Raw genomic sequence first — 12,142 nt, forward strand, 5'->3', positions numbered from 1 at the left:
ATGGCGGCAAAAGAGCACTGGCACGACTTTTTCGGGAAAGATTATCTTCTATTCTCCGAAGTGATTCTGAATGAAGAGCGTACCCGCTTCGAAACCGGGCAGCTTCTGTCCCTGCTGAATCTGCCGGAAGGCGCGTCCATTCTCGACTTGGGCTGCGGGCAGGGCCGGATCAGTGTCCCTCTCGCACTGCGGGGGTACAAAGTGACCGGCATCGACGCGTCGGATACGCTGCTGGATGAAGCGCGGCGGCGGGCCCGGGCATCCGGAGCCGAAGCGCAATTCAAGTCTCTGGATATGAGAGAGCTCCATTTCGCGGAGACATTCGATGCGGTTCTTAATCTCGGCACGGCATTCGGCTATCTGGAAAACGAAGAAGAGAACCAGGATATTCTGCATCGTGTCTACCGCGCTCTGAAACCGGGCGGGCAAGTGATTCAGGAAACGGAAAACCGGGATTTCAAGCTTCTGTACAGCGCGAAAAAGACGTGGGACATGATGAACGGCTGTCCCGTATGGTCGCAGCGGGAGTTCGACAGCGTAACCGGCAGATGGAACGAAGAGATGAGCTGGTTTGACAACGGCAGACTCAAGTCGTCCCGGCTGAACCTGCGTCTGTACACGGCTGCCGAGCTGCTGCAGCTGCACGGAAACGCGGGACTCGGCGTCAAAGGGGTTTACGGAGGTTTCGATCTGTCTCCGCTTACGACCTCAAGTCCCCGGATGCTGCTTCATTTGGAGAAAAAAACGGATTAAGCCAGGGAGGGTTCCAGATGGAAACCGAAAATAAACACAAGCTCATTAAATGGGAAGAAATGAACTGGGAGCCGGGCATCTACGAAAATACCGAAATGAGCTACCTGTATGAAGACGAACAGGGCCGGTTGTGCTTTCTTGTTAAACTCCATCCCGGAAGCTTCATTCCGATGCACGATCACCCGAGAAGAGAATTCGCCTATCTCATCAAAGGCGATCTTATTTTGAATGAGAATGAAGTGATGAAGGAAGGCGATTTTCTTACGGCGGGTCTGGCGGAATCCCATGACGTCCGCACCGAGAACGGGGCCTTGTTGTACGTCTTTATCGATTATCATGTGATCCGTCAAAGGATCGTTGAGATCGAGACCACATCGTAAGGCTGGGAGGAACAAGGGTGAGGGATGTTACGACCGTTAAGACGGCTTTGTTTAACGAAACTTATCATGCGGCCTATGAATATGTCTCGGACTTTACGGCCTTTATCCTATTGGGGGCCCTGAAGGCGGGGGGCATCGATCTGAACGGACCGGTGCAGGAAAGCGTGCTGTATGATCGGATCGCTTGTGAGGAGAAAAACAGGCCGCTGTTGAACTGGGCCTTTCATTTTTTGGAGCAGCAGGAGTTCGTCCGCAGGACAACCGGACCTGAGGGGACGGCGGAGCTGGAGCTGACTCCCAAAGGCCGGGACTGGACCAATCCGGGAAATCCTTTCCCGGCCGTGCACGTGGCCCCTTCGCTGAAACTTATCGAATACGCGGGGACGTTCTGGCTCGATGCCGTCCGGGGAGAAATTCAGCCTCGGCACAGGCTGTTTAACCGCGAAGGCGTCGCCTTGTGGGAAATATATTTCCACAATGCGCATGACTTGTATGCGGTGCACAACCAGTGGGCGGCCGAAGAGCTGGCGGATCTGCTTTCCGCGCAGTCCTGCACCATCCTGGAGCTAGGTACCGGTTTCGGCTCGGCAACACGCGCTCTGCTGACGGAAATCCGTCTCCGGTCGAAGTCCGTTGAGGAGTATACGGTGTCGGACGTCAGCAGACTTCTCGCCGCGAAAGCCGGCAGGATGCTCGAAGGAGAGCTTCCTCCGCATAAGCTTCGTCAGGTGACGCTGGATATCAATGAGGTGAAGAGCGGCGGGGAGACGTACGATTTTATTTACGCCGTCAATGTGATGCACTGTGCGGAGGATCTCGCTCTTTCACTGGACGCGCTGCGCCGGCTGCTGAAACCGGGAGGAACGATCGTGCTGTCCGAATGTGTAAGGGAGCATTACCGGTCCAGGTTGCATCAGGAATTTATTTTCTCGCTGCTGCCCGATTTTAAGCCGGTCGGGGGAGCGGACGATGACGTGTCCTGTTTCGGATTTCTCCGGCCGGAAGACTGGCGGGATGTCATGCAGGCCGCGGGCTACCGGGACATCTGCGTCAAAGTGAACGAGGGGCCGGTCCGCGGCGCGATTATAACCGGAAGCCGGGAGGATTAGCCTATGATCGTATTCTGGGACCACGGAGCCGGGATGGATTCGGCGGACAGCGGCCGGCCCGATCCCCGTGATACAACCGCTGCCGCCTATGTGGCCGACGGTCTGATCCTGCACGTCGGTACGTCGGAAGACGCCCGCAGGCAGGCTGTGAGCGGAAACTGCGAGGCGCTTGTCGTCCTTACGGAGAACGAGCGGTTGGACGAAGACGAATTACCCGCGGACGCCTCCGTACCCGTGTATGTTTTTACGAAGGCGGACAAGCAGTCGCGGTTTGTGATCCAGCTCCTTTTTCACTATATGGCGTCCATTCAGAGTCATGTCTTCCGGGGGAAGACGGCGGCGGGTACCGGTCCGGATAACGAGATGGATTGGGAGCGGGTGCTTAAGTATATCCGGGATAACCTGGGGACGGGCGAGCTCTCTCTGGAGAGTGCGGCCAAAGAATGCTACGTATGCAAATGGCAGTTTTCGAAAGGGTTTAAAAAACAATTCGGCATCACCTTCCGCGACTATCTGATCGAACAGCGGATCGGGGAGGCCAAGAAGCTTCTCGTAAAAGGACACTCCGTTACGGATGCCTGTTACGCCGTGGGATACGGGGATATGACCCATTTCGGAAGAATCTTCCGCAAGAAGGTCGGTGTGAGTCCTTCCGATTACCGGAAGCATTATTACAGCCAGTTTATTTTATGAACGTCCGAGGGAGATCCCAAACAAGTCAAAGCGAGGGGTAACCGTATGAGAAAAAGATGGCAGTTCTTGCTAGCCGTTCTGATTGTGGCAGCACTATTAACGGAATTTTACTATTACTGGAACCGGCCCTACAAGCTTCCCCCGATATCCGACGGCATGCAGCTTGCGCAGTACAATCTTGCGTTCGAGAAGGAGAAAGCCGCGGCCGGCGGACAGGTGCAGGGAAGTGCGGACGAATTGCAAAAAAAGGTTGCCGCCGAGCCGGACAACCTCGCCTACGGCAATGCGCTCCGGATCACGATGGGCAAAGAGGGCCGGATCGACGCCTTCGTCGCGTTTATGAAGTCGCTGGAGCAGCCCCCGGCAAGGGCCAAGCTTCAACTGGCACTGGCTTACGTGGACCAGATGCAGAACGAATCTCTGGGAACCGCCTCTCTCGGCCAAATATCCGTTCACTCCATTGAATTGATGAATGAGGTGCTGGAGAAGGACCCGTACGACTGGCTGGCTCATTATGCCCGCGGAATCAACAACCTTTACTGGCCGGTGGGTCTGCAGCGGATTGACAAGTCCATTCAGGACCTCTCCTTCTGTCTGGCCGTCACGAAGAAATTCGAAGGAGACCATCCTTTCTACATGTGGTCTCTGGCGTACACGGCATTGGGGGATGCATTGGTTAAAAAAGGCGAGGTCGGCGACGGCATGAAGATCTGGAAAGAAGGGTATGCGGCCCATCCCGATGATCCGTCTCTGAAGGAACGGGCGGAAGCATCCAAGGAAGAAGCGGTCGAGATCGTCGTGCGTGAGCGGGGCATGGATCAGTTTCAGCGGCCGGACCCGGAAATCAGCGATCTCAGCCCCATCTGGAATCCTTCGAAAGAAGGGCGGGGCGAATGAACCGGGAGGGCTTTGCATCCGGTGAACGAACCCGCCGAGAGGAACGGGCGGCAGTGGTTACGGGCCTGGGTGTCGTAACTTCGATCGGCACGGACGAGGAAACCTTCTGGAGAAATCTGCTGCGGGGAGAGACCGGCGTCAAACCGATCACGGTGTTTGACGTGGAGAAGCACACGAACCGGATGGGCTGCCAGATCGACGATATTCCTCTCTCCGTCTACGCTCCGGACGCCCTCCGGAAATCGGGAAGAGCGACCCGGATTCTGATGCCCGCCATCGAGCAGGCTCTGCGGAATGCGGGAATCGGGAAGCCTGAGCTTTCCCGCTATCGGGTCGGGCTTTGCGTAGGCACCACGATGGGAGACATCGACCCGCTTGAAGGCGCCATTCAGGGAAAGCGCAGCGGAGCCTTCGGAGGGCCGCACGTCATAAGCGACGGGATCGGACGGCTGCTTGAATTGAAGGGGCCCGTATGGACGTTCACCAACGCCTGCGCAGCCGGAAACTTCGCCATCGCCAGAGCCATGGACGAGATTGCGTCGGGCAGAGCGGATGTGATGATCGCCTGCGGAGCCGATTCGCTGTCCTGGGTCGCTTTTACGGGATTCAGCAGCCTGCGCGCCATGGCGCCCGACCGCTGCATGCCCTTCGACGTCCGCCGGAAAGGACTCATCCTCGGTGAAGGCGCGGGCGTGCTCGTCATCGAGTCGCAGGCTCATGCGCAGGCACGCGGCATACGTCCGCGGGCCGGGCTGCTCGGGTACGGGATGAGCTGCGACGCTCATCACATTACCCAGCCGGACCCGCAGGGGGAAGGCGCCGTGCGGGCCATGCGCGCCGCATTGAAGATGGCCGCGGTTCCGGCGTCCGCCGTCGATTACGTGAGCCTGCACGGAACGGGCACCCAGGCGAACGACAAGATGGAGGCGGCCGCCTTGTCGGCGGTCTTCAAGGAGACGCGGCTTCCGGCCGCAAGCTCGATCAAAGGCCACATCGGCCATACGCTGGGGGCGGCAAGCGCGATCGAAGCGGTGATGAGCGTGAAATGCCTGGAGGAAGGGCTGGCTCCGCCAACGCTGAATCTGGAGCGGCCCGATCCGGCATGCCCGATCCCGGTTCTGATGAAGGAGCCCGCGCCCGGCCGTTACCGTACCGTTTTGTCGAACTCGTACGCGTTCGGAGGGGTGAACTCCTCGATTGTTCTGTCCGCCGTTCATGGGCAGGGGCGGGAAAACTTGGGTTAAAGGGGGTGGCACAGTGCCGCAGTTCATCTATTTAAACGGGTGCGGTTATTATATGGCTCCCAGCTTTGCGGCGATTGTAGAACGTCCGGAAGGCCGGCCGCCGTCGGCTGAGGATTCGGGAAGCGAGGCTTTGTCTTCACGGATTGAGGACGAACCGGAGGAGGCGTCACAGGGACTTAAGGGGCTGAAAAGACACTCCAGAGCCGTACGGCTGGCCAGTCTGGCTATTCGCGGGGCGCTGCGGATGGCCTCGATTCCCGTGGACCCTGCCGACGGGAAAAGAAACGACATCGGCGTGGTTGTCGGGACCAACGACGCGAATCTGGAGGCCATCGACCGGCTGCAGCAGGAGGCGGAAACGTACGGGGTGAACAACACGAACCCGGGTCTGTTTCCGGAAACCGTGCTGAATGTGACTGCCGGCCAGGCATCCATTTATTTCGGGCTTGGCGGCCCCAATGTCACCATATCGGGCGGAGACTTCTCGGCGGTGAAGTCGCTTCAGTATGCGGCCGACATGCTGGAGTCGGGCAGCGCTTCCCATGTGGCGGTCTGCATCGTAAGGCTGCTGCCGCCCGCCGTCTTCGAGGGAAGCATCCGGTACGTGACCGCCCGGGAGTCCGTCGTCGCTTTGGTGCTCTCCCGGCAGCCTTCGGGGGAGAACAGCCTCAAGCTGCGCATGACAAGCGCAGCGGATCTGCCGGATGCGGCAGGTATCCGCATGACGGACGAGCAGCTTCCCGCTGCGCTGGCTGTCAAGCTCGGAAGCGGCCTCCCGTCCGGCACGTCCGTAATTTATGCGGATGCCGGTCCGGAGGGCCTGCTTGCCGTCGAGTGTTAAATCGGTGCAAATCCGCGTCGTTAAGAGGAGATAACCGTGAAGAATACTAGCGTTCTGGTTACGGGAACGAACATGTTGTGTTCCCTGGGCATAAGCAATCAAGAGGTGTGGGAAGCCGCGCTGTCCGGTAAGGTCCCGGAGCCGTCCCTGCGCTCCTATCCTTTCCCGGACGGCACCCGTCTGGAATATCCGGTCTTCTCTCTCCCGGATTTCGAACTGGCCGATTGCCTGGAAGAGAAGAGCGTGCGGTGGCTTGCGGAAAATCATCTGCTGGACGACCGGGACTTCTGCATGCTGCTCCTGTCCATCCGGCAGGCGCTCGATGACGCCTCTTTCCGGATAACCGGAGACAGCAGAATCGGGCTCGTTATCGGTCACGAGAATCTGGGTGCCGTGAAGCTGACCGATAAATTTATCGGTTATCAGAATGGGGCCCCTCCGAACAATCAAGGGGATCAAGCGCCGCTTTTCAACGAGTTCCGCCGCGAGTTTTTTAATATCCAGACGTTTCCCTACCTGTTCTATCTGGCCCAGCTGCTGGGGGTAAACGGGCCGGGCTATGTCGTAAACAATGCCTGCGCCTCGGGTTTGTACGCCCTGGAACTGGGGAGGATGCTCATAGCAAGCGGGGGTGCGGATCTCGTTATCGTCGCCTGTTCGGACTACGCGCACGCATCGGAGTATTTGTGGCTCCGGGAGAAAGGGTTTGTTTCCAGGCAGATGAAAATCAGGCCGTTTGATCTTCATAGAGACGGTTCCATTCTCGGGGACGGAGCGGGTACGCTCATTCTCGAATCGGCCGAGCATGCCGCGCGAAGATCGGCGGAGCCCATGGCGGTTTACCGCGGAGGAGCATTCATCCAGGAACACTGGCATATGACGCTCCCGGATGTTTCGAGGCACTCCTATGCGTCGGTCATCACGGAAGCAGCCGGGCGCGGAACGATCCCGGAAATTGACGTTATCGTTCCGCACGGTTCGGGCAGCACCCTGTGGGACCGGTACGAGGCGAACGAAATCCATCGTGCCTTCGGCGGTCTGAACCGGCCGGTTCCGGCCGTAACCTCCTTCAAAGGGTATTTCGGGCATTTGCTGGGGGCGAGTGCCATGATCGAAACCGTGCTTCTTCTGCACTGCATGAAGAGAGAACTTCTGCTTCGCACGCTGAATTACGAACAAGCCGATCCGAGGGTGCAGCTTCCCGTTCAGACGCAAACCGTGCACAAAAAAACGGCGTCCGCCTTAAAATCGGTACCCGCTTACGGCGGATTCCACGCGGCTGTCTTGTTCGACAAGCCGGACTAGGAGGGACTATGGCAACGACGACTTACAGTTTTGCAGGAAAAACGATTTTGGTGACCGGAGGATCGCGGGGGATCGGCAGAGCCGTCGTTAAACAGCTGGCTTCGGCAGGCGCCCGCGTCGTCTTCACCTACTCCAAGGACCGGCAGGCGGCCGAGTCGCTTCTGGATGAGACGGGGAGGGACTTATCGCGGGTCTCCTGCGTGCAGGCGGATTTTACGGACAAGCCTGCCGTCGTCGGGATGGTCGGAAAACTGCTTGAAGAGGGCCCCATAGACGGTGTCGTCAACAACGCGGGCATTTTACAGGATACGCCCCTGTACCGGATGACCGACGAGCAGTGGGACACGGTCCTTCAGGTGAACCTTAGCTCGCTGTACGTTATTCTGAAAGCCCTCATCCGTCCCCTTGCCGCTGCCGGCGGGAGCGTAGTGAACCTCTCCTCCGTGACCGGACTTGCCGGAGCGGCCGGACAAACCAATTATGCCGCCTCCAAAGCTGGCGTTATCGGTCTGACCAAGGCGCTTGCCAAGGAGGCGGGACCGCTGGGCATACGGGTAAACGCCGTAGCCCCCGGGTTTATCGGCACCGATATGCTGGAATCCGTTCCCGTCCGCCGCAAGCGGAACCTGGAAAAGGATATCCCGCTGAGAAGACTGGGAACGCCCGAGGAGGCGGCTTCCGCCGTCCTTTTCCTTCTCTCGGATGCGGCTTCTTATGTGAACGGTGCCGTACTGGTTGTGGACGGAGGATTACTTTGAAAAGGAGAACTGTCATGAATGTTAAAACTGTGAAATCCCGCATTATCGAAGTAACGGTGAGTCTTCTCGATTCCACGGAGCCGGTGGAAGAACTCGACGCCGACGCTTTCCTGCGCAAACCCCTGCCCGAAATCGGAATTGATTCTCTGGCTGTCCTGGAACTCGTGGTGACCCTGGAAAGAGAATTCGGCGTGAGAATGAGTGAGGACGATCTCGGCGGCATCGCGACACTGGAGGATATTCTGACCTTTATCACAAGCAGAGCGGGACAAAGCTGAGCCGGATCTCATTAAGAACGGATGAGGAGATGGAGAGTATATGCAGGTTAAACCTTTGAGCAAAATGCTGCTCGCCGTGTCGGCGCTGCTTTTAACGGCCACCGGCTGCGGCCCCGGGCAGAGCCGGACGGATTTCGGCTTTTCGTTGAAGGAGACCACACAGGCTTCCGGTGTAAAATTCACCCACAGCAAGCCGACGTTCGACTCCAAAGTGGCGAACATTATGCCTTGGATGGCTTCGACGGGAGCGGGCGTGTTTACGGCCGACTACGACGGTGACGGATTTATGGACCTTTATTTCGTCAATTCCGCCAAAGGCTCCAAGAACGCCCTCTTCCGCAACAACGGGGACGGCACCTTTACCGAAACGGCGGAGTCCGCCGGAATTGCGGATGTTAACAAGGACGGCATCTCGGAGGCGGCCGTCTGGTTCGACTACGATAACAGTGGATATCCGAGCCTGTTCGTCGGTTCCTGGGGCAAAAGCCGCCTGTTTCACAATAACGGGAACGGGACTTTTACGGAAGTCACGGACCAGGCGGGCGTCGGATACAAAGGCTACGTCAACAAGGCGATCGTCCTCGATTATAACAAAGACGGCAATCTGGATCTGTATTTGTCTTGTTATTTTCATGAAAAGAACGACCTGTGGAATTTGACGACGACGAAGATTATGCATAACGATTTCGAGCGGGCGCGCAACGGCGGACGGAACGTGCTGTACCGGAATAACGGGGACGGCACTTTCACGGACGTTACCGCAGAGCTCGGGGTGGGCGATACGGGCTGGACTCTCGCCTCGGGAACCTGGGACGTGAACAACGACGGCTGGCCGGACATTTACAACGCCAACGATTTCGGACCGGATACCCTGTATTTGAACGAGAAGGGCGAGAAATTTACGGCCGTCGTTCAACCGAGGGGAATCGGAGATGATACCTTCAAAGGAATGAACGTCGACTTCGCGGATATTTTCCATGACGGCAAGCCTGCCATGTACGTCAGCAACGTCAGCAAATCCCAATATATTCTGGAAGGCAATCAGCTGTGGCACGGGCAAGACGGCCGGTTTATCGACCGCGGGAAGGAAATGGGGGTCAATTTGGCCGGCTTCTCCTGGGGAGCCCGTTTTATGGACCTGGACAACAGCGGAAATTCGAGTCTCGTCGTGCAAACGGGGTTTGTATCCGCCAGCAAGAAGAAAGACTACTGGTTTGATTTGGGGACGCTCGCAACGACACCGGGCAATATCGTCGAGGATACGAAAAACTGGCCGGCTTTCGCAGACAAGAGTCTTTCCGGCTACGAGAACAAATTTCTTTTCTACCCGCAGGGAAATAAATTTACGGATATTGCCGCACAGGTCGGGCTCGACTTCGTGGAAGACGGGCGCGGGGTTTCGGCGGTCGACATCCGCAACCAAGGCAAGCTTGACCTTGTGTTCGCCAATCAGGGCGGGCCGGCCCGGGTTTACGAGAATACCGTCACCGACCAGCACAACTGGATCAAGCTGGATCTGACGGGTACGGCGCCGAGCAGCCGGGATGCGATAGGGGCGAGAGTGACTTTTGAAGTGAACGGAGTGGAAACGGTCATGGAAAAAGACGGCGCCAACAGCTTCGGCGGCCAGAGCGATCCGCGTCTGCATTTCGGTCTCGGCAAGGCGGACAAAGCGGACAAGATCACGGTGCGCTGGCCCAGCGGAAGAGTGGAACAGTTCCGGGACGTTCCCAAAAACCAGATTTTGCGGCTGACCGAAAAGAAGGACTAGATGAGCAAAGATCCGAGACTGTACATTTTGGCGTTTTTGTTGTCCTTTGTTGCCGCAGGCCAGTTGTTTCTCGGTTTTTTTCAGAGATGGGACTCATTCTTCGCTTCCGTTCTAACGGCGGTCGCTCTTGAGTTTATTCTGGCCGGCTGGTTAAAGAAAAAGTGGGCGTTCCCTTTGAGCGCCCTGATTACGGGCATCGGCATCAGTTTGCTGCTAAGCTCCTATGCCCTATGGCCCTATATTCTGACGGCCGCTCTTGCCGTCACGATCAAGCAGTTCGTCAGGCTGCGGGGCGCCCACATTTTCAACCCGAACAATGTCGCGATGGTGATCATGCTGATCGCTCTGCCCGCCTACGCGGTGAGCACGCCCAAGCAATGGACCAACGGGATCGAGGTCATGGGCCTCATTATGGTTCTCGGTCTCTTTGCGGCCTATAAAGCGAAACGGCTGGATTCGGTCCTGGCTTTTATCGGGGGTTTTTCCTTCTTCGCTTTGGTAAGAGTCGGGGTGTTCGGGGAACCGGCCCTTTACGCTTTCGGACCGATGATGGGGGCATCCTTTCAGCTTTTTTCCTTCTTTATGATCACGGATCCCAAAACGACGCCGCCCACCCGGAGAGCGAGAATCCTGTTCGCCTTTCTTATCGCGTTTACGGATGCCTGGCTGCGTGTGAATCAAATAACGAATTCACAATTTTACGCCTCCTTTCTGGTCACGCTCCTGCTCGGAGTGCCATACAGGCTGCTGGCCAAAAAAACGGGGAAAACGGGTATTCCCGTTTGAAACCGGACGGCAGGGCGGAGGACTTCCTCCGATGAGGAGAAGCCGCTGTTATGCCGGCTGTTTAGACGCCAAAAAGTCCGGGGAGACGGCTCCGTTTGGAGCTTCCGTTCCCCGGACTTTTGTTTGGGCGGTTATTCGACATAGCGTTTCTCGGCGCCCAAGTGCCTGGCGATGCAGGCTGCGCTGCAGAACCAGTCCCGGTCGAAGTCCCAATTCTTCTCCCCCGCGTAAATCGGGTTCCGGCATCTGTCGAATGCACACTCCGAAACTTGACTCGGTTCCTCTGCCTGACGGTCCGGCAGCCCGACAACAAATCGATCCAGCGACGGCAAGACAAGCCCTCCATTCATCCGTTATGAAACTAGGATACGATGGCGGAGGTCGGCGGGACTCCTCGTTTGTTGCCGGCTGTACGGCGTTTGTTGATCTTCGGGCGAGTTTATTCGGCGTCCCGCAGCACGCTCACGACTTTGCCCAATATGCTGACGTTAACCGGATAGAGCGGCTGGAAGCGATCGTTCGCCGGCTGAAGCCTGACCCGGTTGGACTCCTTGAAGAAGGTTTTCACTGTCGCTTCTTCGCCGTCGATCAAAGCGACGATCACTTCCCCGTTGTCCGCCGACGACTGTTGACGGACAAGCACCAGATCGCCGTTCTCGATTCCTTTATTGATCATGCTTTCCCCTTGAATCCGCAGGATGAAATGTTTTCCCTGGCCCACCAGATTTTTGGGGACGCTGAAATACTCTTCGATATTCTCCGCAGCCAGAATCGGACTGCCCGCCGTAACTTTACCGATCAGGGGAAGCCGGACGTAATACTCCGCGGAGAGCGAAGCTTCACGGAGTTCGCCGCCCGGCTGGATGGAAGCCGCCTTCACCTTGCCGGACCGGTACAGATCTCCCGTCGTCTGAGCCCGGTTCTTGCTTGCGAGATGAGCGGCCATCGTCTGGAGGAGCACCAGATCTTCCTCATCAAGCTGTTCGGCGACATCATACAAGGCATCTATATGGGGATGGCTTTTCACGGTAGGTGGAAAAGGTATGAAGTTCGCAGGAAAATCGGGAATCGTGCCTGTCATCAGCCAGTCGAGGGAAACGTTGAATTGTTTGGAAATGGAGATCAATGCTCTAGCAGTAGGGGTCGATTTTTTTTTGCCATTTTCCCAATCACTGATGTTTCCCGGAGAAACTCCGATCATATCGGCCATCTTGGCCATGGTCAAGTTGTGCTTTAACCGCAGCTCCTTGATGCGATGATTAATTTCATTCATTCTCAAGCCCCCAATTCGGCATAATCCAGAACAACCAACAAACATATGTTCTAA

General features: G+C 57.1%; 14 protein-coding genes. 12 read left to right on the forward strand and 2 right to left on the reverse strand.

Annotation, left to right across the window (positions count from 1 at the left end; translation table 11 throughout):
• From ABC395_RS04185 to ABC395_RS04240, 12 genes are read left to right on the forward strand one after another with little or no spacing between them, the layout of a single operon-like run.
• The gene (locus ABC395_RS04185) at positions 1 to 753 is read left to right on the forward strand and encodes a class I SAM-dependent methyltransferase (RefSeq protein ID WP_413000946.1); all 753 of its coding nucleotides are present in this window, start codon (positions 1 to 3) and stop codon (positions 751 to 753) included.
• A 17-nt stretch (positions 754 to 770) separates the two neighbouring features.
• Positions 771 to 1,133: a cupin domain-containing protein gene (locus ABC395_RS04190; protein WP_009677210.1), complete on the forward strand. Its 363-nt coding sequence runs from the start codon at positions 771 to 773 to the stop codon at positions 1,131 to 1,133.
• A 17-nt stretch (positions 1,134 to 1,150) separates the two neighbouring features.
• Complete coding sequence (locus ABC395_RS04195; protein ID WP_413000949.1) at positions 1,151 to 2,242, forward strand: class I SAM-dependent methyltransferase; 1,092 nt, start codon at positions 1,151 to 1,153, stop codon at positions 2,240 to 2,242.
• Between the two features lie 3 nt (positions 2,243 to 2,245).
• Positions 2,246 to 2,935, forward strand: coding sequence for a helix-turn-helix transcriptional regulator (locus ABC395_RS04200; RefSeq protein ID WP_413000951.1), 690 nt, complete (start codon positions 2,246 to 2,248; stop codon positions 2,933 to 2,935).
• Positions 2,936 to 2,980: 45 nt separating this feature from the next.
• Positions 2,981 to 3,832 carry a hypothetical protein gene (locus ABC395_RS04205; RefSeq protein ID WP_413000953.1) on the forward strand — a complete coding sequence of 284 codons (852 nt, stop codon included), beginning with the start codon at positions 2,981 to 2,983 and terminating at the stop codon, positions 3,830 to 3,832.
• Positions 3,829 to 5,076 carry a beta-ketoacyl-[acyl-carrier-protein] synthase family protein gene (locus ABC395_RS04210; RefSeq protein WP_413000954.1) on the forward strand — a complete coding sequence of 416 codons (1,248 nt, stop codon included), beginning with the start codon at positions 3,829 to 3,831 and terminating at the stop codon, positions 5,074 to 5,076. Before ABC395_RS04205 ends, ABC395_RS04210 begins: the two co-directional genes overlap by 4 nt.
• 13 nt (positions 5,077 to 5,089) lie before the next feature.
• Positions 5,090 to 5,917, forward strand: coding sequence for a beta-ketoacyl synthase N-terminal-like domain-containing protein (locus ABC395_RS04215; protein WP_413000956.1), 828 nt, complete (start codon positions 5,090 to 5,092; stop codon positions 5,915 to 5,917).
• A gap of 36 nt (positions 5,918 to 5,953) precedes the next feature.
• The gene (locus ABC395_RS04220; RefSeq protein WP_413000958.1) at positions 5,954 to 7,222 is read left to right on the forward strand and encodes a beta-ketoacyl synthase N-terminal-like domain-containing protein; all 1,269 of its coding nucleotides are present in this window, start codon (positions 5,954 to 5,956) and stop codon (positions 7,220 to 7,222) included.
• 8 nt (positions 7,223 to 7,230) lie between these two features.
• On the forward strand, positions 7,231 to 7,980 hold the full coding sequence (locus tag ABC395_RS04225) for an SDR family oxidoreductase (RefSeq protein ID WP_413000960.1): 750 nt from the start codon (positions 7,231 to 7,233) through the stop codon (positions 7,978 to 7,980).
• Between the two features lie 14 nt (positions 7,981 to 7,994).
• Positions 7,995 to 8,258, forward strand: a complete 264-nt coding sequence (locus tag ABC395_RS04230) for an acyl carrier protein (RefSeq protein WP_413000962.1) — start codon at positions 7,995 to 7,997, stop codon at positions 8,256 to 8,258.
• 40 nt (positions 8,259 to 8,298) lie between these two features.
• Complete coding sequence (locus ABC395_RS04235) at positions 8,299 to 10,029, forward strand: CRTAC1 family protein (RefSeq protein WP_413000964.1); 1,731 nt, start codon at positions 8,299 to 8,301, stop codon at positions 10,027 to 10,029.
• Complete coding sequence (locus ABC395_RS04240; RefSeq protein WP_413000965.1) at positions 10,030 to 10,815, forward strand: RnfABCDGE type electron transport complex subunit D; 786 nt, start codon at positions 10,030 to 10,032, stop codon at positions 10,813 to 10,815.
• 131 nt (positions 10,816 to 10,946) lie between these two features.
• On the opposite strand, the gene ABC395_RS04245 is transcribed toward ABC395_RS04240, so the two are convergent.
• A complete protein-coding gene (locus ABC395_RS04245) occupies positions 10,947 to 11,147 on the reverse strand; it encodes a hypothetical protein (RefSeq protein WP_413000967.1) in 201 nt (66 codons plus the stop codon).
• 107 nt (positions 11,148 to 11,254) lie between these two features.
• Entirely contained in the window at positions 11,255 to 12,088 is an 834-nt protein-coding gene (gene lexA / locus ABC395_RS04250) for a transcriptional repressor LexA (protein WP_413000969.1), read from the reverse strand.
• Between the last annotated feature and the right edge of the window lie 54 nt (positions 12,089 to 12,142).

It is taken from the genome of Paenibacillus canaveralius (assembly GCF_047238265.1).
GTDB lineage: Bacteria > Bacillota > Bacilli > Paenibacillales > NBRC-103111 > Paenibacillus_F.